The organism is Roseateles hydrophilus (genome assembly GCF_026712245.1).
GTDB classification, from domain to species: Bacteria; Pseudomonadota; Gammaproteobacteria; order Burkholderiales; family Burkholderiaceae_C; genus Pelomonas; species Pelomonas hydrophilus.
In genome coordinates, this window is record NZ_JAPPUY010000002.1 from 67747 (window position 1) to 90237 (window position 22491).

Consider the following 22491-nt stretch of genomic DNA (forward strand, 5'->3'; position numbering starts at 1 on the left):
CGATGCGTCGCCTTGCCGTTCTGCTCTCCTTCGGCATGGGCCTGCTGAGCCTGAGCCAGGAGATCGCCTGGGTGCGGCTCGTGTCGTTCGGGCACGAGGGCCGGCCGCATGCCTTCGCTATCGTGTTGGTGGCCTTTCTGCTGGGCATTGCGGCCGGTGCGCTGTGGGGGAGCCGGCGCTGCCAGGGCGGGCGTCCGTTGTTGCCGCTGGTGCTGCGCATTCTTGTGTTGGCAGCGGTACTGGACCTGAGCGTGCCGTGGCAGGCGCCCTGGCTGATGGCGCAGGACCCCGAGGCGCTGACGGCACTGATGCTGGTGGTGGGCATCTGTGCCATGGTCAAGGGCACGCTGTTTCCCATCATTCATCACCTGGGTGCTCAGGCCCAGGACGAAGGCATAGGCCGCGGGGTCTCACGCGTGTACGTGGCCAATGTGCTCGGCTCGGCGTTGGGGCCGGTGCTCACCGGCTTCGTGCTGCTGGACTTGCTGACCGTAGACCAGATCTTCTCGGTGGTGAGCCTGGGCACTGCAGCATTGGCCTGGGTCGTCTGGCGCCACGAGCGGCCCGCCAGCGGATGGTGGCTGCCCGCAGGGGCCACGCTGCTGGGCGTGGCGAGTCTCGCCTGGCCGGCTAGAAGCCTGGAGACCATCGCGCAGATGGGCGGCGGCACGCTGCGCCACATGGTGCAGAACAAGCATGGCGTGGTGCACGTGATGGCAGGGGCCACGGGGGGGGACATCACGTTCGGCGGCAACGTCTATGACGGTCGCATCAGCGTGGACATGCATGCCAACCTCAACCGGCTGGATCGCGCCTACCTGCTGGCCGCCCTGCATCCTCGGCCAGCACGCGTGCTGGTCATCGGTCTGAGCACGGGGGCCTGGACGCAGGCCCTGTTGGGCATGCCGGGCGTGGAACGCGTCGATGTGGTGGAGCTGAACCCCGCCTACCTCGATCTGGTGCGCCGCTACCCCGAGGTGGCGCATGTGCTGACCGATCCGCGTGTGCAAGTGCACATCGACGATGGGCGTCGTTGGTTGAAGCGGCATGCGTCGCAGCAATTCGACCTCGTCGTCATGAACACGACCTTCCACTGGCGCGCTTACGTGTCGCTGCTCCTGTCTCGCGAGTACATGGCGCTGGTGCGCGACCGGCTGACGCCGGGCGGCATCTTTGCGTTCAACACGACCAGCAGCCTGGACGCCATGCTGACAGCCAGCCAGGTGTTCCCGGACGTGGTGCGGCATGCGAACTTCGCCTATGCCAGCAACCGTCCCATGGCCAAGCTGCCAGATGCGCTCGAGCGACTGCAGGCCTGCCGTGTGCCCGGCGGTCCCGCGTTGGCGCCTGACCTGTTCGCGCCGGGTGCCCTCGGCGAGCAACTGGCCCACGCGCCGTTGGAGCGCGCTGCCGACTATGTGGCGCGCAGCATGCCACCCGGCGCGCCGCCGGCCGAGCTCATCACCGACCTGAACCTGCTGACCGAATACCGCCACGGCCGGCCGCCGCCTCTGGGGGCGCTGCGGGACTGGCTGCCGCCCACGCCGCTGCAGCGCTGAGGCTCAAGGCCGTGCAGGCCGCGCGGGCTTCGTGGTGTCGGCCGGCGCATCGCAGGCCAGCTTGCGGAAGGAGCCGTCATAGTCGCCAAAGTGGGTGACCACGCGTGGGAAGGGCGCCCAGTCGCGCGCGCCCAACGCCTTGGGCCCGTGCTCGAAGCCGGCTTCGAAACCGGCGAGATGGGTGAGCGTCGGGAACATGGCCAGCGTCGTGACCGGCGAGTGCTGCCGCGCCCGCAGCTGCTGCCACGTGTCGGGTTGCGCATCGCGCCAGGCGTGTGAGGCCCAGACGAACATCGGTATGTGGTAATTCGCGATGGCCGCAAAGCCATGGCCGGCCTGCTTGCATCGACCGTCGAACAGCGACTCGCCATGGTCGGCGGCGTAGGTGACGGTCGCCTGCACGCCGGCCTTTTCCACGAGGCGGATGACCTGCTCCAGCACGTGATCGGTGTAGAGCACGCTGTTGTCATAGGCGTTGAGGAGGCGTTCCTGCGGGCCGCCCCAGACATCGGGCTTGTCGCTGGCCTGCAGCGCGGGTTTGAAGCGTTCGAACTCGGCCGGGTAGCGGTGAGCGTAGTTCAGGTGGCTGCCCAGCGTGTGCAGCACGATGAATTTGCGGGGGGCCGGGTCTTGCATGGCGTTGGCCAGCAGCGGCAGCAGTTCGCCGTCCAAGGCCCCGCGGCCGCGGTAGTCCACCTGGTTGATGAAGTGCTGATGATCTGCCTCATGGGCCAGCACGGATACCGGGGTCTCATGGATGCCGGCCGTCCCCTGCGCACTGAGCCAATAGGTCTTGAAGCCGGCTTGCGAGAACGCTGTCAGCACGGAGGGCTCGCCCATGGGCTTCAGCGGCTCGAAGCCGTGCCGCCGCGTCAGCATCAGCGGCACGGACTCGCGTGTCGCTGACGAGGCGCTGGCGGTGTCGTGGAAGGTCGCAACTTCGGCTGCGCGGTCCCGGCGCACCAGTAACGGCGTGGTGTCGCGTCCGTAGCCGAAGAGGCTCCAGCGGTCCGCGCGTGCGGTTTCGCCGATGACCAGCACGTGGACCTGCGGTGTGGCCTGCGCAGGCCTGACCCATCGGACGTCAAAGCGGAAATCTTGGCTTCGCCCCAAGTGCAGTGCCAGCGCGTTGCGATGCTCGAAGTACCGTTGCGCCCGAATCGGCATGCCCCAAGGGAAGGTCGTCTCAAGTTCGGCCAGCAAGCCCGTATGAGCGCCGGTCATTCGGTGTTCGAGGTAGTGCTGGCTTTCTGTCGTGGTGTCGATGTCGCTTGCGCCAGTGGCGGCAAACACCAGGCGCTGGCCGAAGGCGACGAAAGCGCCCAGCAATCCTGCCGCCGTCAGCACCCACCAGCGTGAGCGATGCTGCCAGCGCAGGTCAGCCAACCAGACCGTTCGGCACGCCAACGCCACGAGTGCGAGAAAAAGCAGACTGACCACGCCTAGCGGGGCCAGCCATGCGCCCAGCAGCGCATGGGTCTCGTCCCAGGTGGTCTCCGCGATGACGCCGTAAACATGGGCGCCGGACGGCAGGCCGAAGCGGTTGAAGTAGAAGGCCTCAGCCGGCCCCAGCAGCGCGGCGAGCGCCAGCAGGGGCAAGCACCAACGCAGCCTACCGAACACCGCAGCCACGGTCAGCGCTGCACCGAGGTGCAGCGCCACTGCGTTCAGTGCCGCCAGCCGCTGCAGCTCGGTACCTTGCCAAGCCTGCAGCATCTGCCAGAGCAGGGGCGCCTGTGCTGCCAGTGCCAACAGGAGCAGAGACAGGTACAAGGCGAGTCGGTGGGTACTTGCTGGCATGCACGGAATGAAAAAAGGGGCCGAAGCCCCTTTTGGTGTCGTGCGACCGCTTAGCTAGCGCTGGCGCTGCTGACGTTGCCCTTGCTCAGATAGTCCTTGACTGCGTTCACCGTCACGTTGCTCACGTCGACAGTCCAAACCACGTTGGACTTGGTGTCGTTTTGCGAGTAGTTCGGCGTGACCGTGAAGGTGACAGCAGCATCTGCGCCGATGCCGGCAGCCAGCGTTGCGGTAATCACGCCATCGGTAACGGACGCAGCGGTAACTTCTTTGCTGGGTGTGTAAGCCGGGATACCAGACGAGCCCGTGTCGCAACTCGCCAGCGAACCATTCTCTTGCGCGCACAGGCCGATCGCGGTCTTCAGCGAGTTCAAGCTGCCCAGCGCTGCAGCAGCTTTGGACTTGGCCGTGTAGTCCTTGTACTGAGGAATGGCCACAGCCGCCAGGATGCCGATGATGGCCACAACGATCATCAGTTCGATCAGGGTGAAGCCCTTCTGGGCTTGGGTGCGAGCGTTCAGTTGCATGTCAGAACTCCAGTGGGAGGGGTTGGGGGTGAGGACAGTCCCCTTGAATGCAGGGGGCGTGCCAGCTTTTTGAGGGCTTGGGTGCGTGCAAAAGCGCACGTTTGCCGGGCCAATTGGCCCCGGGCTGACAAAAACCGTCACTTCGGGCTGCCGTGTTTTGTCAGGCGGCCGCGTTCGGGCAAGAAACGTCAGGCATGAAAAACGGCGCCCGAGGCGCCGTGGTTGTAAGCCGGCTTACGCCGCGTTACAGCGTCATCACCTGCCCAGCCTGCAGCGCGCTGATGCGGTGCGGGCTGTTCAGTGCCTGCACGCCCTGCATGACCGCCTCGACCTCTCCGGGCTTGATGTGCGTGATGCGCACGTCCACGCTGCCGTCCAGCTGGCTCAGCTCCTGGCCGAGGTCGGTGGGGCAGAGGTGCTGGCTGACATGGGCCAGCGCGATCTCGTCGTCGCTGAACGCGGTTTCGATGACGAGGTGCGAGAGCCGCAGCGCCGCCAGGCGGCGCCACAGGGCCGGGTTGGGGCCGGTGTCACCCGTGAACACCCAGTGTGCGTGGCCGCTCGCCGGGCCGCCATCCACGGCGAAGCCGACAGCGGGCACGGTGTGGACGGCCGACAGGACTTCCACGATGCGGCTGCCCAGCGCGAGCCGGTCGCCGACCTGGAAGGGGTGCAGGCTGAGCACGGGGGCCTCGCGGCTTGGCAGGCGGGTGAAGTCGGGCCAGATGGCGCCGTTGAAGACATGCTGCTGCAGCGCAGCGAGCGTCTCAGGCAGGGCGTGAACCTGGATGGGCGGGCGGCCTGCCGCGGCACGCAGACGCAGCACGGCGTCGGCCAGCAGCGGAATGCCCAGCACATGGTCCAGGTGGGAGTGCGTGAGCAGGATGTGGTCGATGGCGGCCAGCGCATCCAGCGGCAGGTCGCCCACGCCCGTGCCGGCGTCGATGAGGACATCGTCGTCCAGCAGGAAGGCAGTGGTCTTGCAGCCGGCGGCGATGGCGCCGGAGCAGCCCAGGACGCGGATGTTCATGCGGTGCGGTGGCTCGGAATCGGTGGCCTCGCGGTGCGCGAGGTGGAGCCAAGAATGTACGCACGCGCCCCCAGGGGCTGCCGGTCGGAATACCGGGTTGGGGCTGTCCCTGGCGTGAGGATGTCACGCAGCCGCTCAGGCGGGCTGTGCGCGCCCTCAGCCCTGCACGAATTGCATCTGCGTGCCGGCCAGCTCGATCAGGTCGCCGGTGCGCAATGCGATGGATTCGCCGGTCAGCGGGATGCCGTTGACGCTGGGGCGCTGGGCACCCTCGACGTGGGCGAAGACGTAGCCGGTGGGGCGCTTGGTGATGGAGGCTACCTGCACGCCGGGCTTGCCCAGCGTCGTGACGACCTTGGTCAGCGCGACTTCTCGGCCCGCCGCTGCGCCGGTCAGCACCTTGATGGCTGCCGGGCCGACGGTGCCGCCGCCACCGCCCAGGCCGCCGAAGGACGAGCCCGTGCCAGCGCTGCCGCCGAGGCCGGGCAAGGCCGCGCCGGGCTTGAGGATCATGGTCTTTTCGTAGTCGCCGCTGTCGTTGAGCAGGAACTTGATCTTGTACTTGCCGATCTCAACGGTGTCGTTGTCCGCCAGCAGCTGCTTCTTGATCGCCTTGCCGTTGATGTAGGTGCCGTTGGTGGAGTTGAGGTCTTCGATGAAGACGTCGTTGCCCACCATCTGCAGCACGGCGTGCTCACCCGAGACGGCCAGGTTGTCGATGACGATGTCGTTGTAAGGACGCCGACCCAGCGTGGTCTTGTCCTTCGTGATCTGCACCTCCTTGATCACGACGCCGTCGAGCGAAACCACCAGTTTGCCCATGAATGACCTCAAGTTCTGTTGTTCGTGCCGCGACTCTCAGGCGGGGATGTCAGTTGCCGCCACGCCGTCCGAAGGGCCACCAGCCTCGCCCTTCGGTGCGTTGACGGCCCTCCGCGCGGGCCAGGATGAGAGCGATGTTATCGCGGCCGCCATGGTCATTGGCCGCATTGATCAGTGCCTGCGCCGCCTCTGGCAGCGTGGCGTGCGCATTGAGCAACGCGGCGATGCCGTCGTCCGGCAGCATGTCGGACAGGCCGTCGGAGCAAAACAGGTAGGTGTCGCCGGGTTGCACCTCGTGCAAGTGCAGCTCCATCAACACGGTGTCTTCGACGCCCACCGCGCGCGTGACGAGGTTCTTGTTCGTGGAGTAAGCCGCTTCTTCGACGGTCAGCAGGCCGGCGTCGATCTGCTCCTGCAGCAGCGAGTGGTCGCGTGTGATCTGGGTGAGCTGGCCGGCGCGCAGGCGATAGCCGCGCGAGTCGCCCACGTGGCCCAGCAGCAGGCCTTCGGGCCGGAACACGCCCAGCACCAGCGTCGTGCCCATGCCGGCGTACTGCGGGTTGGTGTTGGCGGCGTTGAAGATGGCGCGGTTGGCGTTGTCGACGCAGATGTCCATCGCGCGCTTCACTTCGCTGGCGCGGGCTTCTCGACCGGCCTCCTTCAGCCAGCGCCCCAGTTCGGCGGCGATGAAGCCGGTCAGCATCTGGCTGGCGACCTCGCCGGCGTTGTAGCCGCCCATGCCGTCGGCCAGCACGGCCAGGCCGGCGGCTTCGTCCAGCGCGACCGAGTCTTCGTTGTTGTCGCGCGCGCGGCCCACGTCGGTGGCGCTGAAGAACTCCAGGATCATGAGGCTCGGGCGGGGTCTTGGGGCTCGTGGGGCTCGCCGGGGGGCGTGAAGGAGCGGCGATTCTGCCCTGCTTCCTCCGGCGTCAAGCGCAGTGTTTGTGCGAAGGCTTCATCCTGGGGGCGTGCGGCCCCGGGTTCGCTGGCAGCCGGCTCAGCCTGCAGGGCCATGATGAGCACGGCCTCCAGGTCGCGCGCCATCTGCTCGCCGCTGGCATAGCGCAGCTCCGGGCGCTTCTCGAGCGCCACGGTCAGCACCAGTGCCAGCGACTCCGGCAAGCCGGGGCGGTGAATCCTTACGTCGGGCGCTGGTTCGGTCGCGATCTGCTGCATCAGCCTCGCCATGGAGTCGCTTTGGTGCGGCAGCACGCCGGTCAACAACTGGTACAGCAGCACGCCAAGGGAATACAGGTCGCTGCGCCCATCAACCGTCAGGCCAGCCAATTGCTCCGGTGACATGAATGACGGCGTGCCCAGCACCAGGCCCGTTCGCGTGCGGCTGCCGTCGCCAACGCGGGCGATGCCGAAGTCCATCAGCTTCAGCCCGCCATTGACGCGGTCCAGCATCACGTTGGCGGGCTTGATGTCTCGGTGGACGACGCCGCGGCTGTGGGCGTAGTGCAGCGCGCGCGCCAGCCGCACGCCGATCTGCACCACTTCGCGCACGGGCAGCAGCTGGCCTGGCTTGGTGAAAAGGCTCAGGTCGCGGCCCAGCACGTACTCCAGCGCGATCCACGCGTCGCGGCCGTCCTGGCCGGCGTCGACCACTTGCAGGATGTCAGGGTGCTCCAGCTGCCGCGCAGCCTTGGCCTCGCGCATGAAGCGGTCGCGCACATCGACGAGGTCTTCGGCCGAGAACTCGCGGCTCAGCGCAAGCCGCTTCACGGCCACCTGGCGGCCCGTGGAGCGCTGTGTGGCCTTGTAGACGATGGCCATCGCGCCGCGGCCGATCTCGGCGCCGAGTTCGAAATCGTTCAGTTCGGGGGGGGCGGGCGCCGGTTTGACGGACGCGGCCGATGTACCCGGCGCCTGGGTTTGCTGAACGAGGGGCAACGTGGACAGTTCGCTGGGCACGGTGTCGTCGCCCGCACGCCCGATGAGGCGCTGCCAGAACCCAGGTTTGCCGCTAGCCATGGTGAACATCTTAGGGGGCTGGACAGGCCATGAAAAAAGCCGCCGGTTTCCCGGCGGCTTTCAAGCCTGAGCGTGAGGCGCGATTTACAGCAGGCCCTTGAGCAGGCGGCCCATCTCGGACGGATTGCGCGTGATCGTGAAGCCGCACTCTTCCATGATGGCGAGCTTGGCGTCGGCCGTGTCGGCGCCGCCGGAGATCAGCGCACCGGCGTGGCCCATGCGCTTGCCCGGAGGGGCGGTGACACCGGCGATGAAGCCGACGATGGGCTTCTTCATGTTGGCCTTGCACCAGCGGGCGGCTTCCGCCTCGTCCGGGCCGCCGATTTCGCCGATCATGATGACGGCGTCGGTGTCAGGGTCGTCGTTGAAGGCCTTCATCACGTCGATGTGCTTCAGGCCGTTGATCGGGTCGCCACCGATGCCGACGGCCGACGACTGGCCGATACCCAGCTCGGTCAGCTGCGCCACGGCTTCATACGTCAGGGTGCCCGAACGCGACACGACGCCGATGCGGCCCTTGCGGTGGATGTGGCCCGGCATGATGCCGATCTTGATTTCTTCCGGCGTGATCAGGCCCGGGCAGTTAGGGCCCAGCAGCAGCGTGCGCTTGCCGCCGGCGGCTTCCTTGGCCTTCATCTTGTTGCGCACTTCCAGCATGTCCCGAACCGGGATGCCTTCGGTGATGCAGATGGCCAGGTCCAGGTCGGCTTCAACGGCTTCCCAGATCGCGGCTGCGGCGCCTGCGGGCGGCACGTAGATGACCGACACGGTCGCGCCGGTCTGCGAGGCGGCTTCCTTGACGGTGGCGTAGATGGGAATGTCGGAGAACTTCTCGCCGGCCTTCTTGGGGTTCACGCCCGCGACGAACGCGTTCTTGCCGTTGGCATAGGCCTGGCAGCCCAGGGTGTGGAACTGACCGGTCTTGCCGGTGATGCCCTGGGTGATGACCTTGGTGTCTTTGTTGATGTAGATCGACATGGTGTGGAACTCCTGGGCTTTACTTGACGGCGGCGACGATCTTGGTCGCGGCTTCGGCCATGGTGTCGGCCGCAATGATGGGCAGGCCCGACTCGGCCAGCATCTTCTTGCCCAGTTCTTCGTTGGTGCCCTTCATGCGCACGACCAGCGGCACGGACAGGTTCACGGCCTTGCAGGCGGTGATCACGCCTTCGGCGATGGTGTCGCACTTCATGATGCCGCCGAAGATGTTGACCAGGATGCCCTTCACTTCCGGGTTCTTCAGCATGATCTTGAAAGCTTCGGTGACCTTCTCGGCCGTGGCGCCACCGCCGACGTCCAGGAAGTTGGCCGGCTCGCCGCCAAACAGCTTGATGGTGTCCATCGTGGCCATGGCCAGACCGGCGCCGTTCACCAGGCAGCCGATGTTGCCGTCCAGCGAGATGTAGGCGAGGTCAAACTTGGAGGCTTCGACTTCGGCCGGATCTTCTTCGTCCAGGTCGCGGTAGGCGACGATCTCGGGGTGACGGAACAGCGCGTTGGCGTCGAAGTTGAACTTCGCGTCCAGGGCCATCAGGTTGCCCTTGGAGTCACGGTTCAGCGGGTTGATTTCCACCAGCGACGCGTCCGTGTCCATGTAGCACTTGTAGAGCTTGGCGAACAGGTCGACGGCCTGGTCGACCGTGTGGCCTTCCATGCCAATGGCGGCAGCAATCTTCTTGGACTGCTCGGTGGTGATGCCGGTCAGCGGATCGATCACTTCGGTGACGATCTTCTCGGGCGTGCTGTGGGCCACTTCTTCGATGTCCATGCCACCTTCGCTGGAGGCGATGAACGCAACCTTCTGCGTGGCGCGGTCGGTGACCAGCGAGACGTAGAACTCCTTGCCGATGTCAGCGCCGTCTTCGATGTACAGGCGACGCACCTTCTGGCCTTCCGGGCCGGTCTGGTGGGTCTTGAGCTGCATGCCCAGGATGGCTTCGGACTTTTCCTTGACGTCGTCAATGGTCTTGGCGACCTTGACGCCACCGCCCTTGCCGCGGCCGCCGGCGTGGATCTGGGCCTTCACGACCCAAACCGGGCCACCCAGCTTCTGGGCGGCCTCGACGGCCTCCTGCACGGTGAAGGCCGGGATGCCGCGCGGCACCGGCACGCCGAACTGGCGCAGGATTTCTTTGCCCTGGTATTCGTGGATTTTCATGGCTGGGTCTTTCGGGTCGGGGAAGTCAGGAAGCGGTCGAAGCTGGCGCTGCGGACAGATGCCAGCGGGGATAGAACTGAGCGACGGTGGCGCTGTCGCGGCGCAGGGCGTGACAGCGGTCGAGCTGGTAGGGCGGGTTGCCGGCGGCGTCGCCCTCGCGGGTGTCGATGACCGACCCCGCCAGCGCCTGGATGACGGCGGTCGGCAGGATCTGGCAGAGCTCGGTGATGTGGGTGCAACCCTGCGTGCCGCCCAGGCGTTCAACAACGGCCTGGCGGAAACCCTTCATCAGGTTCAGCCCGACGAGGCGCGTATAGGCATCGCCGTGCTCGCTGCAGGCGGGGGCGTAGGGCATCCAGCGCGTGTCGGAGGTGGCCGCCGTGATGGTCAGCTGGGCGTCCACGGTCAGCTGCAGGTGCATTTCGTGGATGGGGTCGCCGACCTTGCGGGTGCCGCCGGCCAGCGGCACATCGTGCGACTTGGTGTCGCTGAGGCTGGCTTCGACGTCGAACAGGCCGTCATCGCGCGCGAACACCTGCACATCGAGGGCGCGGCGATGCAGAGGGCGGCGCGTGATGGACGGGTGGGCGGGGAGCATGCAGCAGGGCGGGAGAAACAACCCGGCCAGTGCCGGGGTACGGCGGTGGGACCGGCTCTCAGGGCCACTTTGCCAAGGAGCTGGGAGGTATGTAACCGGGTGAACCGCCGTTTTGGCGGCAACCAGCAATGTAGCACGCTGGGAAAAATGCCGATCTGCGCCCGGTCAAGCCGGGCTCAACCCTTGAGCAAGCGGCGCACCAAATCAGGGGCAAACCCGCGTGTCAGCAGGAAGCGCGTCTGCCGCGCCAGCTCCGGTGCCTCGCGAGAAGGCGCGTCGCCGAAGCGCTTGTGCCAGACCTCGCGGGCGCGTTCCAACTCGGTTTCCCGAAGGGCGACCTGCTGCTCGGCATCCAGCTTCAGCCCGTGGCGGGCCAATTCCTGCTGGATGCGTTGTGCACCGAAGCGGCGGGCACGCACATGCAATCGCGATTCGACGAAACGGCTTTCGTCGAGATAACCCTCGGCTGCCAGCTGGTCGAGCAGCGGGTCGACGACAGCGGTGGCGTCGACGTCCGGCGTTGCGTCGTCCTCGGTATCGGGGGGGGTGCTGTCATCTTGGCAAGCGGCAGCGTCGTGCAACGCCGCGCGCCGGGCCAACTGCTGCTGGATGCGCAGCAGCTTGCGCCGCAATTCAGACCGGCTGTGTTCCCGCTGGGCCAGCAGCCCGATGGCGCGCGCCTTCAGTGACAGGGGCGCGCGCGTTGCCATGGCGCCAGCCAGACCGAGCGCGCTTGTTTACTCGTCGCCGGTTGCCGACGCAGCCTGGGGCGCAACGCCCACGGCCTCGCGGATGCGGTTCTCGATCTCGTGGGCGATGTCGGGGTTCTCGCGCAGGAACTCGCGGGCGTTGTCCTTGCCCTGGCCGATCTTCTCGCCCTTGTAGGCATACCAGGCGCCCGACTTGTCGACGATCTTGTGCAGCACGCCCATGTCGACGATCTCGCCTTCGCGGCTGATGCCTTCGCCGTACAGGATGTCGAACTCGGCCGTCTTGAACGGCGGGCTGACCTTGTTCTTGACGACCTTGACCTTGGTCTCGGAGCCGATGACTTCCTCACCCTTCTTGATGGAGCCGATGCGGCGGATGTCCAGGCGCACGGAGGCGTAGAACTTCAGCGCATTGCCGCCGGTCGTGGTTTCGGGCGAGCCGAACATGACGCCAATCTTCATGCGGATCTGGTTGATGAAGATGACCGTGCAGTTGGTCTTCTTGATCGTGGCGGTCAGCTTGCGCAGGGCCTGGCTCATCAGGCGGGCTTGCAGGCCGGGGAGTTGGTCGCCCATCTCGCCCTCGATTTCTGCGCGCGGGGTCAGTGCCGCGACCGAGTCGACAACGATGAGGTCCACCGAGCCGGAGCGCACCAGCGCGTCCACGATCTCCAGGGCTTGTTCGCCGGTGTCAGGCTGGCTGATGAGCAGATCGGTCAGGTTCACGCCCAGCTTTTGCGCGTACTGGATGTCCAGCGCGTGCTCGGCGTCGATGAAGGCGCAGGTGCCGGCGAGCTTCTGCATCTCGGCGATGACCTGCAGCGTCAGCGTCGTTTTGCCGGAGGACTCGGGGCCGTAGATCTCGATGACGCGGCCGCGCGGCAGGCCGCCGACGCCCAGCGCGATGTCCAGCCCCAGCGAGCCGGTGGAGACGATCTGGATGTCTTCCAGCGCCTCGCCCTCGCCCAGTCGCATGATGGAGCCCTTGCCGAACTGCTTTTCGATCTGCGCGAGGGCAGCTTGCAGGGCCTTGGCTTTTTCGGTGTTCAGGGCTTTGACGGGGGCGTCCATGTGGTTCTCCAGAGAATGGAATGAATTATGGGGCAATCTGTATGTTTGTACAGTGGTTTGTCCCCAGGCTTGATGAATCATCGGCGATGGGTGGCTCATGGCGTGAGCCATAAGCGCACCACATAACATCGGGCGAGGAGACAAGACCATGCGCATCCTGATTGCGGAAGACGACCAAGTGCTGGCCGATGGCCTGCTGCGTGCGCTGCGGGCCTCGGGCTACGCGGTGGACCGGGTGATGTCAGGCACGGAGGCCGACACGGCCCTGGCGACCCATGAGTTCGATCTGGTCATCCTCGACCTGGGCCTGCCGCGCCTGCATGGGTTGGAAGTGCTGCGCAAGCTGCGCGCGCGCGGCTCGACGATGCCGGTGCTGATCCTGACCGCGGCCGACAGTGTCGAGCAGCGCGTCAAGGGCCTGGACCTGGGCGCCGACGACTACATGGCCAAGCCCTTCTCGCTGCAGGAACTGGAAGCCCGCGTGCGGGCGCTGACGCGCCGCGGCCTGGGCACGGCCAGCAGTGTCATCAAGCACGGGCCACTGAGCTTCGACGCCACTGGCCGCGTGGCCTACATCAACGACCAGATGCTGGAGCTGTCGGCGCGCGAGCTGTCGCTGCTGGAGGTGCTGCTGCAGCGCGCCGGGCGGCTGGTCAGCAAGGATCAGCTCGTCGAGCGCCTGTGCGAATGGGGTGAGGAGGTCTCGAACAACGCGATCGAGGTCTACATCCACCGGTTGCGCAAGAAGATCGAGCAGGGGCCGATCCGCATCGCGACGGTGCGCGGCCTGGGCTACTGCCTAGAGAAGATCGCGTCCTGATCGATGCCGGCGAAAGACGGCGCCAGCCCCCAGCAGGGCTCGCTGTTCGGCGAGATCCTGGACTGGATGCTCGCGCCGCTGCTGCTGATCTGGCCGATCAGCGTGGCGCTGACCTGGCTGGTGGCGCAGGGCATCGCCAGCCGGCCCTACGACCGCGAGCTGGGCGAGATGGCGCGCAGCCTGGGTCAGCAGGTGGCGTCGGTGGAGGCACCCAGTCGCGGGCGGGACCGCTACGCGCTGGCCCCGGAGGCCGCAGCGCTGCTGCGCGTGGATGCGTCGGACACGGTCTTCTACCAGGTGCTGGGCTTGCGGGGCGAGTTGCTCAGTGGTGATGCGACCTTGCCCGTGCCCACGCCGGACGGGCCGATTGCGCCCTGGGAGCTGCATTTCCGCGATGACGAGGTGGGCACGGACGGCGTGCGCGTGGCCTACCTGTGGGTGGCGCCCGAGGGCGAGGTGGTGCCTGGCCGGCTGATGCTGGTGCAGGTGGCCGAGACGCTGGGCAAGCGTTCGCGGCTGACCAACGAGATCATCAAGGGCGTGATCCTGCCGCAGTTCGTGATCCTGCCGCTGGCGGTGCTGCTGGTGTGGCTGGCGCTGGCGCGCGGCATCTCGCCGTTGAACGAATTGCAGCGGCGCATCCGCTCGCGAGAGAGCTCCGACCTGTCGCCCATCGACGAGCAGCGCGTGCCCGACGAGGTGGCGCCGCTGGTGCGCGCCATCAACGACCTGCTGGCGCGGCTGGATTCGTCCATGAGCCGGCAGAAGCACTTCCTGGCCGACGCGGCGCACCAGTTGAAGACGCCGCTGGCAGGCCTGCGCACGCAGGCGGAGTTGGTGCAGCGCGAGATCGACGCGGGCCGCTCCAGCCCGGGCGAGCTCAAGCGCTCGCTGGCGCAGATTGCCAAGGCCAGCGAGCGCGCGGCGCACATGGTCAACCAGCTGCTGGCCATGGCGCGCGCGGAGGATGTGGAGCAGGCGCTGCGCCGCGAGCCGGTCAACCTGGCCGAGATCGCCATCGACACCGTGCGCGACTTCGTGCCGCGCGCGCTGGAGCGGCGCATCGACCTGGGCTACGACGGCGTCGTGCCGGACGACAGCCGCCTGTGCGTGCAGGGCCAGCCGGTGCTGATCGGCGAGCTGATCCGCAACCTGGTCGACAACGCGCTGCTGTACACGCCGGCCGGCGGCGTGGTGACGGTGCGTGTGGTGGAAGACCCCTTCGGCCAGGTCGTCGTGCTGCAGGTGGAGGACACCGGCCCTGGCATCGCGCCGGCCGAGCGGGAGAAGGTGTTTCAGCCCTTCTATCGGGCGCTGGGCAGCGGCGTGGAGGGCTCCGGGCTGGGGCTGGCCATCGTCAAGGAGATCGTGCAGCAGCATGACGCCGAGCTGATGCTGGACGACACCCGCGTGCGCCGGGCGGCGGGCGGCGAGTCGCCCGACGGCCAGGGGCCGGGGGCGCGCTTCACGGTGCGCTTCAAGGCTCAGGCGCGCGCGCTGGAGGCGCCCTGAGCTGGTCTGAGCGGCGGGTTGCCGCGCAGTGTCAGGTCTTGACGAGCTTCTTGACCCGCGCGATGGACATCAGCATGCCCAGCGACAGCCCCAGCGTCACCATGGCCGTGCCGCCGTAGCTGATGAAGGGCAGCGGCACGCCGACGACGGGGAGGATGCCGCTGACCATGCCCATGTTGACGAACACGTAGGTGAAGAAGGACAGCGTCACCGCGCCGGCCATCAGGCGGCCGAACAGCGTGGGCGCGTCGGACGCGATCATCAGCCCGCGCAGGATCAGCGCCGTGAAGCCGGCCAGCAGCGCCATCGCACCGAGGAAGCCGAACTCCTCGCCGAAGGCCGCGAAGATGAAGTCGGTGGTGCGCTCGGGGATGAACTCCAGGTGCGTCTGCGTGCCCTGCATGAAACCCTTGCCCGTCATGCCGCCGGAGCCGATGGCGATCTCGCCCTGGATGATGTGGAAGCCCTTGCCCAGCGGGTCTTTGGACGGGTCCAGCAGCGTGCAGACGCGGTGCTTCTGGTATTCCTTCAGCAGTACCCATTTCACGTCGGGCTCGCAGATGCGCTCCTCGCTGAGCACCAGCGTCGTGATGCCGGCGGCGGCCAGCACGAAGGCCGGGGCGATGAGCTTCCACGGCAGGCCGGCAAAGAAGATCACGTACAGGCCGGCGGCCAGCACGAGGATGCCGGTGCCCAGGTCAGGTTGCTTGGCCACCAGCAGGAAGGGCAGCAGCAGCAGCGCGAACGCGGCCATGAAGTCCGGCCAGCGCAGGATGCCCTCGCGCTTCTGGAACCACCAGGCCAGCATCAGCGGCGTGGCCAGCTTGAGCAGCTCGGACGGCTGGATCTGCGTGATGCCGATGTTGAGCCAGCGCGTCGCGCCCTTCTTGGAGATGCCGAACAGCGCCGTCGCGATCAGCAGCGCGATGCCCAGCGTGTAGACGGGCACGGCCAGCGCCATCAGCCGCTGCGGCGGCACCTGCGCCACGATCAGCATCAGCCCCAGGGCCAGTGCCATGTTGCGGGCGTGGTCGACGAAGCGGGTGCCGTGGTCGTAACCGGCCGAGTACATGCACAGCAGGCCCCAGCCGCACAGCCACAGGATGACCAGCAGCAGCGGGACGTCGAAGCCGCTGAGCCAGGGCTTGAGCCGGCTCAGCAGCGGCGGGCGTTCGATGACGGTCATCGCGAGGCTCCCCGGGCGGGTGTGGACGCGGCAGCAGCAGTCGAGGCGGCTGACGCGGCGGATGCGGCGGAGGCGGGCGTGGCCGGCGCTGACGCGGCCTGACCCGGCAGCGGCACGTCGGCCGCGCGGCGCGGCGTGCCGATGGGGGCGAAGGTCTGGCCCAGCTGGGTCTTGGCGATGTCTTCCTCGCTGGGGTAGGTGCCGGTCAGCAGGTAGTCGAACACGCGGCGTGCGATGGGCGCGGCCGCAGCCGAGCCCCAGCCGGCGTTCTCGACGATGACGGCCAGCGCCACGGTGGGCTGCTCCAGCGGCGCGAAGGCGACGTAGAGCGAGTGGTCGCGTTTGCGCTCGTCGGCCTTGATGGCGCTGTAGCGCTCACCGGCGCGCAGGCCCACGGCCTGGGCCGTGCCGGTCTTGCCGCCGCTCTGGTAGGTCGCGCCCATGAAGACCTGGCGCGATGTGCCTTCCAGCGTCACGCCGTTCATCGCGTTGAGGATCACGCCGACATCGGCGGCCTTCAGCGGCAGCGGCTCGCGCGCGTCGCTGGCGATGCGGCGCTGCTCGTGGCGGGCCACATCCTCGATCTCGCGCACCAGCCGGGGCTTGAAGCGCTGGCCGCCGCTGGCCACCGTGGCATAGGCATTGGCCAGCTGCAGCATGGTGAAGTTGTTGTAGCCCTGGCCGATGCCCAGCGAGATGGTCTCGCCGGCGTACCACTTCTGGTTGAAGCGGCGCCGCTTCCACTCGGTGGACGGCAGCACGCCGGTCACCTCGCCCTGCAGGTCGATGTCGGTGCGGCTGCCGAGGCCGAACGGCGACAGCTCCTGATGGATCAGGTCCACGCCCATCAGGTTGGCGAGGTCGTAGAAGTAGACGTTGCTGGACGACACGATGGCCGCGCGCATGTCCTTCGGGCCCGGTCGGTCGGCCTCGGGGCTGCCGAAGCTGCGGCCGCCGAAGCTGTAAACCAGGTTGTCCTGGATGACGACATGCGGCCCGCGCTTGCCGCTGGTCAGTGCAGCCATGGCCATCAGCGGCTTGAAGGTGGAGCCCGGCGGGTAGGTGCCGCGCAGCGCGCGGTTCAGTAGCGGCTTGTCGATGTCCTCGTTGAGCTCGCGCCAGCTGTCGGCGTCGATGCCGTCGACGAAGAGGTTGGGGTCGAAGGTGGGCTTGGAGACGAAGGCCAGCACCTCGCCGTTGCGCGGGTCGATGGCCACCAGCGCGCCGCGCCGCTCACCGAACAGCTGCTCGACGAGCGCCTGCAGCTTGATGTCGATGGACAGGTTCAGCGTGTTGCCGGGCGTGGGCGGGCGGTGGTCCAGCCGGCGCACCGCGCGGCCGCCGGCGCTGGTCTCGACCTGCTCGAAGCCGGTGATGCCGTGCAGCTCGCGCTCGTAGGCCTGCTCCAGCCCCAGCTTGCCGATGTACTCGGTGCCGCGGTAGTTGGCGAGGTCTTCTTCCTCCCAGTCGTCCATGGCCTTCTTCTCGGCCTGGTTGATGCGGCCGATGTAGCCGATCAGGTGCGAGCCGATGTCGCCCAGCGGGTAGGAGCGGAACAGCCGCGCCTTGATCTCCACGCCGGGGAAGCGGAAGCGTTGCGCCGTGAAGCGCGCGACCTCCTCATCGGTCAGCTTGGTGCGGATGGGCAGGGAGTCGGTGTGCTTGGCCTCTTCCAGCAGGCGCTTGAAGCGGCGCTTGTCGCGCGGCTGGATGTCGATGAACTGACCGAGCTGCTCGATGGTCGCGTCCATGTCGATCACCTTGGCCGGGTTGATCTCCAGCGTGTAGGCCGAGTAGTTGCTGGCCAGCACGACGCCATGGCGGTCCTTGATGAGGCCGCGGTTGGGCACGATGGGCACGACGGCGATGCGGTTGGACTCGGCCCGCTCGGCCAGGTTGTCGTGCTGCACGATCTGCAGCCACACCAGCCGCGCCACCAGCAGCCCGAAGCAGAACAGCACGAAGGCGCCCGCCGCCAACACCCGCACGCGAAAGCGCGCCAACTCCTGGTGCAGGTTCTTCAGGACGACCACGGGATGCGCTCAGAGAGGGCGGTGCGCGTCGCGGTCCGGCGCGCGGCGTTGCGGCGCCAGCAGCAGCGCGCTCGCGACCGGCCACAGCGCGGCCTCCAGGAAGGGCGCCAGCAGCACCGGCCAGCCCGGCCACATGCCGCCGACGAGCATGCGCACCACCAGCGTCAGCACATGCGCGGCCACGAACAGCGGCAGGATCTGCACCGCCTGGCCGACAAGGCTGAACCAGGCCATTCGCCGGTGCAGCGAGATTGCGCCGAAGCTCAGCGCGCTGTAGGCCAGCGCGTGCTGGCCCAGTACCGCGCCGTCATGCACGTCGATCAGCAGCCCGAACGCGAACGCCCACAGCACGCCCACGCGGCGCGGCTGGTGCACACCCCAGAACGCCAGCACGATGGCCAGCATGTCCGGCATCCAGGCCAGCCGGCCCAGCGGGATCATGTCGATCAGCAGGGCGACCAGCAGCGAGAAGCCGATGAACCAGGGGTTGGCGGGCAGCAGCAGCTTCTCGGCTGCGCGCGGCATGATCATGGTGTCGCTCCCGAGGCCTTGGCGGCGGCCTTTTCGGCGGCCTTTTCGGCGCGTTCGGCCTTCTTGGCGGCCCGCGCCTGGGCCTTGGCCTCAGCGGCCGACGCGGCCTGCGCGGCGGCGGCGGCCTCGGCTTCCTGCTTGGCGGCCAGGTGGCGGCCCACGGGCAGCAGCACCAGCACGTGGCGCGCGCTGTCGGGCTGCGCAACCGGGGCGAGCTGCACCTGCGCGAAGCTGGAGTCGCCGCGCCGCTCCACCGCCGTGACGCGCGCGACTGGCAGGCCTGGCGGGTAGATGCCGTCCAGCCCCGACGTGATCATGGCGTCACCCACCTTGATGTCCGCGTTGGCGGCCAGAAAGCGCAGCTCCATGCCGCTGCCGTCGGCACGGCCGGCGGCCGCATTGCGCATCTGCGTGCGCGCGTTCAGCAGCGGGATGGCAGCGTCCTTGTCGGTCAGCAGCGTGACCTCGGCGGATAGCGGGTACACGCGCGTCACCTGGCCCAGCACGCCGGCCTCGTTGATGACCGGCGAGCCGGCCAGCACGCCCTGCGTGGCGCCGCGGTCGATGACGACGCGGCGCGAGAACGGGTCCGGCGCCTCGAACAGCACCTCGGCGGCCAGCGACGGCACCGCCAGCGCGGGTTGCAGCGCGAGCAGCTTGCGCAGGCTGTCGTTCTCGGCCTGCAGCGCGGCCACGCGCGCCAGGCGCTCGGCCTGCTGCGCCAGCTGGCGCTTGGCCAGGTCCTCGGCAGCCATCGCGCGCTGGGTGCCGCGCAGGTAGTCGCCGGCCTTCTCCCAGGCGTCCACCGGCGTCAGCAGCAGGCGCTGCACGGGCTGCAGCACCAGCGCCAGCGCGCTGCGGGCCGGGTGCATGAGCTTGAAGCGCGCGTCCGCCACCATCAGCAGCAGCGCCAGCGCCGAACACAGCGCGAGCTTGGTAAGCGCCGACGGCCCCTGGCGGAACAGCGGCGGCGGGTTGCGGTCGAGGGTGCCGAGGGGCATCGCAGAAAGAAGGGGGTGATGCGCGCGGCTGTCAGCGGAGAGCCGGGCCGCCCCAAGGCGGCTGACGACCTTCTCGGAGGGTGGGCTCGGTACTCCGAGACCGGGTGCTCACATCAGTCGGAGGTGAAGATGCTGCCCAGGCGCTCCATGCGCTCCAGGGCCATGCCGCAGCCGCGCACCACGCAGGTAAGCGGGTCTTCGGCCACCAGCACCGGCAGGCCGGTTTCCTCGGACAGCAGGCGGTCCAGGTCGCGCAGCAGCGCGCCGCCACCGGTCAGCATCATGCCGCGCTCGGCGATGTCGGCACCCAGCTCGGGCGGCGTCTGCTCCAGCGCGTTCTTCACGGCGGAGACGATCTGGTTCAGCGGGTCGGTCAGGGCTTCCAGGATCTCGTTGGACGAGATCGTGAAGCTGCGCGGCACGCCCTCGGCGAGGTTGCGGCCCTTGACCTCCATCTCCTTGACCTCGGAGCCCGGGAAGGCGCTGCCGATGTTCTTCTTGATGGCCTCGGCGGTCTGCTCGCCGATCAGCATGCCGTAGTTGCGGCGGATGTAGTTGATGATGGATTCGTCGAACTTGTCACCGCCGACGCGCACCGAGCCCTTGTAGACCATGCCGCCCAGCGAGATGACGCCGACTTCCGTCGTGCCGCCGCCGATGTCCACCACCATGGAGCCCGAGGCCTCGGCCACCGGCAGGCCGGCGCCGATGGCCGCGGCCATGGGTTCCTCGATCAGGTAGACCTCGCTGGCGCCGGCGCCCAGGGCCGCGTCACGGATGGCGCGCTTCTCGACCTGCGTGGAGCCGCAGGGCACACAGATGATGATGCGCGGGCTGGGCTTGAAGGTCTTGCTGTCGTGGACCATCTTGATGAACTGCTTGATCATCTGTTCGGTCACGACGAAATCGGCGATCACGCCGTCCTTCATCGGGCGGATCGCCTCGATGTTGCCGGGCACCTTGCCCAGCATGGCCTTGGCCTCGCGGCCGACGGCCTGGATGGTCTTCTTGCCGTTGGGGCCGCCTTCGTGGCGGATGGACACGACGGACGGCTCATCCAGCACGATGCCCTTGCCGCGCACGTAGATCAGGGTGTTGGCGGTGCCGAGGTCGATGGCCAGGTCGGTGGAGAAGTAGCGGCGCAGGGAGGCGAACATGGTGTGGCGCGGGGAGCCTCGCCGGCAGGGCGCGGCTTGAAAACGGGGGGCTGAATAAGCAGCGAGGCCGCCCGGGCCGCGACGGAATGCATCGCGAAGCGGGCAGCCTCGAAGGCTTGCAAGATGGGCGGCGATAATAACCGATCACCCCTGTTTTGAGCCCGCCGCCACGCGCTTTTCGGCTCAATCCTTACACCTGAAAACGCCCTCCATGAGCCTCACCCACGACGACGTGAGCCGCATTGCCAACCTGGCCCGGTTGGAGCTGCAGCCGGCCGAATCCGCCAGCCTGCTCGGCAACCTGAACGACTTCTTCAAGATCGTCGGCCAGATGAGCGCCGTCGACACGGCCGGCGTCGAGCCGCTGTACACGCCGCTGTCGGCCATCCAGCAGGTGCAGCTGCGCCTGCGCGAGGACGCCGTCACCGAGAGCAACCAGCGCGAGCTCAACCAGCGCAGCGCCCCGGCCGTCGAGGACGGCCTCTTCCTCGTTCCCAAGGTCATCGAATGAAGCCCGTTCACGACATGGGCGTGGCCGAGCTGGCCGCCGCCCTGAAATCCCGCGCGCTGTCCAGCCGCGAGGCCACGCAGGCGCTGCTGGCCCGCATCGCCGCGCATGACCACGCGCTCGGCGCCTTCCTGCACGTCGACGCCGACGGCGCGCTGGCCCGCGCGGCCGCGGCAGACGCGCTGCTGGCCGCCGGCCAGGGCGGCGCGCTGACCGGCGTGCCGACCGCGCACAAGGACATCTACGTCACGGCCGACATGCCCACCACCGCCGGCTCCAAGATGCTGGCCGGCTACCGCAGCCCGTTCGACGCCACCGTCGTCGCCCGCCTGAACGCGGCCGGCACCGTCTCCCTGGGCAAGCTCAACTGCGACGAGTTCGCGATGGGCTCAGCCAACGAGAACAGCGCCTTCTTCCCGGCCAACAACCCCTGGGACCTGGGCCGCGTGCCCGGCGGTTCGTCCGGTGGCTCGGCCGTGGCCGTGGCGGCGCGCCTGGTGCCTGGCGTGACCGGCACCGACACCGGCGGCTCCATCCGCCAGCCGGCCAGCTTCACCGGCATCACCGGCATCAAGCCCACCTACGGCGTGTGCAGCCGCTACGGCATGATCGCCTTCGCCTCCAGCCTGGACCAGGCCGGCCCCATGGCCCGCTCGGCCGAGGACTGCGCGCTGCTGCTGTCGGCCATGAGCGGCTTCGACGAGCGCGATGCGACAAGCGTCAACCAGCCGCCGCAGGACTTCCATGCGCAGATGCTGGCCGCGCGTGATGGCGCCACCGCCGCGCAGCCGCTCAAGGGCCTGCGCATCGGCCTGCCGCGCGAGTTCTTCCCTGCCGGGCTGTCGGCCGACGTGAACGCCGCCGTGCGCGCCGGCCTGGCGGAGCTGGAGAAGCTCGGCGCCACGCTGGTAGACGTGAGCCTGCCGCGCACCGAGCTGGCCATTCCGGTGTACTACATCATTGCGCCGGCCGAGGCGAGCTCGAATCTGTCGCGCTTTGACGGCGTCAAGTTCGGCCATCGCGCCGCGCAGTACGACGACCTGCTGGACATGTACAAGAAGACCCGCGCCGAAGGCTTCGGCGCCGAGGTCAAGCGCCGCATCATGATCGGCACCTATGTGCTGAGCCACGGCTACTACGACGCCTACTACCTGCAGGCCCAGAAGCTGCGCCGCATGATCGCGGACGACTTCCAGCAGTGCTTCACGCAGTGCGACCTCATAGCCGGCCCGGTGGCGCCCACCGTCGCCTGGAAGCATGGCGAGGGCAAGGACGACCCGACGCAGGCCTACCTGGCCGACATCTTCACGCTGCCCGGCTCGCTGGCCGGCCTGCCCGGCATGAGCGTGCCGGTGGGCACCGGCGCCGGCGGCATGCCCGTCGGCCTGCAGCTGATCGGCAACTACTTCAAGGAAGGGCAGCTACTGCACACCGCGCACGCCCTCCAACTGGCGACCGACTGGCACCAGCGCGCCCCGGCCGGAATCTGAA

At 67.9% G+C, this 22491-nt stretch carries 21 protein-coding genes; 5 read left to right on the plus strand and 16 right to left on the minus strand.

The features are described 5' to 3' along the window. The first annotated feature begins 2 nt into the window (after positions 1-2). On the plus strand, positions 3-1559 hold the full coding sequence (locus NYO99_RS07515) for a spermidine synthase (protein WP_268166538.1): 1557 nt from the start codon (positions 3-5) through the stop codon (positions 1557-1559). A gap of 3 nt (positions 1560-1562) precedes the next feature. Here NYO99_RS07515 and NYO99_RS07520 read toward each other — a convergent pair whose 3' ends face one another. From NYO99_RS07520 to recA, 11 genes are all read right to left on the minus strand, one after another. Beyond that, positions 1563-3332 (minus strand): phosphoethanolamine transferase, encoded by a 1770-nt coding sequence (locus NYO99_RS07520; RefSeq protein ID WP_268166539.1) that lies wholly within the window; start codon positions 3330-3332, stop codon positions 1563-1565. 77 nt (positions 3333-3409) lie between these two features. Then, positions 3410-3886: a pilin gene (locus tag NYO99_RS07525; protein WP_268166540.1), complete on the minus strand. Its 477-nt coding sequence runs from the start codon at positions 3884-3886 to the stop codon at positions 3410-3412. A gap of 244 nt (positions 3887-4130) precedes the next feature. Next, positions 4131-4916 carry an MBL fold metallo-hydrolase gene (locus NYO99_RS07530; RefSeq protein WP_268166541.1) on the minus strand — a complete coding sequence of 262 codons (786 nt, stop codon included), beginning with the start codon at positions 4914-4916 and terminating at the stop codon, positions 4131-4133. A gap of 156 nt (positions 4917-5072) precedes the next feature. Then, entirely contained in the window at positions 5073-5738 is a 666-nt protein-coding gene (locus NYO99_RS07535) for an FHA domain-containing protein (RefSeq protein WP_268166543.1), read from the minus strand. Positions 5739-5787: 49 nt separating this feature from the next. Continuing rightward, positions 5788-6585 carry a Stp1/IreP family PP2C-type Ser/Thr phosphatase gene (locus NYO99_RS07540; protein ID WP_268166544.1) on the minus strand — a complete coding sequence of 266 codons (798 nt, stop codon included), beginning with the start codon at positions 6583-6585 and terminating at the stop codon, positions 5788-5790. Continuing rightward, positions 6582-7715, minus strand: a complete 1134-nt coding sequence (locus NYO99_RS07545) for a serine/threonine-protein kinase (RefSeq protein WP_268166545.1) — start codon at positions 7713-7715, stop codon at positions 6582-6584. Before NYO99_RS07545 ends, NYO99_RS07540 begins: the two co-directional genes overlap by 4 nt. Positions 7716-7799: 84 nt before the next feature. Beyond that, the gene (gene sucD, locus NYO99_RS07550; protein ID WP_268166546.1) at positions 7800-8693 is read right to left on the minus strand and encodes a succinate--CoA ligase subunit alpha; all 894 of its coding nucleotides are present in this window, start codon (positions 8691-8693) and stop codon (positions 7800-7802) included. Between the two features lie 19 nt (positions 8694-8712). Beyond that, positions 8713-9873 (minus strand): ADP-forming succinate--CoA ligase subunit beta, encoded by a 1161-nt coding sequence (gene sucC / locus NYO99_RS07555; protein ID WP_268166547.1) that lies wholly within the window; start codon positions 9871-9873, stop codon positions 8713-8715. A gap of 25 nt (positions 9874-9898) precedes the next feature. Further along, a complete protein-coding gene (locus NYO99_RS07560; protein ID WP_268166548.1) occupies positions 9899-10471 on the minus strand; it encodes a DUF2889 domain-containing protein in 573 nt (190 codons plus the stop codon). Between the two features lie 176 nt (positions 10472-10647). Then, positions 10648-11181: a regulatory protein RecX gene (locus NYO99_RS07565; RefSeq protein WP_268166549.1), complete on the minus strand. Its 534-nt coding sequence runs from the start codon at positions 11179-11181 to the stop codon at positions 10648-10650. Positions 11182-11208: 27 nt separating this feature from the next. Beyond that, positions 11209-12252, minus strand: coding sequence for a recombinase RecA (gene recA / locus NYO99_RS07570; RefSeq protein WP_268166550.1), 1044 nt, complete (start codon positions 12250-12252; stop codon positions 11209-11211). 148 nt (positions 12253-12400) lie between these two features. Between recA and NYO99_RS07575 the strand changes: the two genes are divergently transcribed. Both NYO99_RS07575 and NYO99_RS07580 read left to right on the plus strand, forming a co-directional pair. Beyond that, positions 12401-13072 carry a response regulator gene (locus tag NYO99_RS07575; RefSeq protein WP_268166551.1) on the plus strand — a complete coding sequence of 224 codons (672 nt, stop codon included), beginning with the start codon at positions 12401-12403 and terminating at the stop codon, positions 13070-13072. A gap of 3 nt (positions 13073-13075) precedes the next feature. Then, positions 13076-14584 carry a sensor histidine kinase gene (locus tag NYO99_RS07580; protein ID WP_268166552.1) on the plus strand — a complete coding sequence of 503 codons (1509 nt, stop codon included), beginning with the start codon at positions 13076-13078 and terminating at the stop codon, positions 14582-14584. 31 nt (positions 14585-14615) lie between these two features. On the opposite strand, the gene rodA is transcribed toward NYO99_RS07580, so the two are convergent. The 5 genes from rodA to NYO99_RS07605 all read right to left on the minus strand — a co-directional run bounded on the left by rodA (position 14616) and on the right by NYO99_RS07605 (position 20492). Then, positions 14616-15770 carry a rod shape-determining protein RodA gene (rodA, locus tag NYO99_RS07585; RefSeq protein ID WP_268166553.1) on the minus strand — a complete coding sequence of 385 codons (1155 nt, stop codon included), beginning with the start codon at positions 15768-15770 and terminating at the stop codon, positions 14616-14618. After that, the gene (mrdA, locus tag NYO99_RS07590) at positions 15767-17803 is read right to left on the minus strand and encodes a penicillin-binding protein 2 (protein ID WP_268166554.1); all 2037 of its coding nucleotides are present in this window, start codon (positions 17801-17803) and stop codon (positions 15767-15769) included. Before mrdA ends, rodA begins: the two co-directional genes overlap by 4 nt. 9 nt (positions 17804-17812) lie before the next feature. Continuing rightward, positions 17813-18334, minus strand: coding sequence for a rod shape-determining protein MreD (gene mreD, locus NYO99_RS07595; RefSeq protein ID WP_268166555.1), 522 nt, complete (start codon positions 18332-18334; stop codon positions 17813-17815). Next, positions 18331-19335 carry a rod shape-determining protein MreC gene (gene mreC, locus NYO99_RS07600; protein ID WP_268166556.1) on the minus strand — a complete coding sequence of 335 codons (1005 nt, stop codon included), beginning with the start codon at positions 19333-19335 and terminating at the stop codon, positions 18331-18333. Before mreC ends, mreD begins: the two co-directional genes overlap by 4 nt. Positions 19336-19448: 113 nt before the next feature. Then, on the minus strand, positions 19449-20492 hold the full coding sequence (locus tag NYO99_RS07605; protein ID WP_268166557.1) for a rod shape-determining protein: 1044 nt from the start codon (positions 20490-20492) through the stop codon (positions 19449-19451). Positions 20493-20703: 211 nt separating this feature from the next. Between NYO99_RS07605 and gatC the strand changes: the two genes are divergently transcribed. Then, entirely contained in the window at positions 20704-21003 is a 300-nt protein-coding gene (gene gatC / locus NYO99_RS07610) for an Asp-tRNA(Asn)/Glu-tRNA(Gln) amidotransferase subunit GatC (RefSeq protein ID WP_268166559.1), read from the plus strand. Further along, positions 21000-22490 (plus strand): Asp-tRNA(Asn)/Glu-tRNA(Gln) amidotransferase subunit GatA, encoded by a 1491-nt coding sequence (gatA, locus tag NYO99_RS07615; RefSeq protein WP_268166560.1) that lies wholly within the window; start codon positions 21000-21002, stop codon positions 22488-22490. Before gatC ends, gatA begins: the two co-directional genes overlap by 4 nt. Position 22491 lies beyond the last annotated feature (1 nt).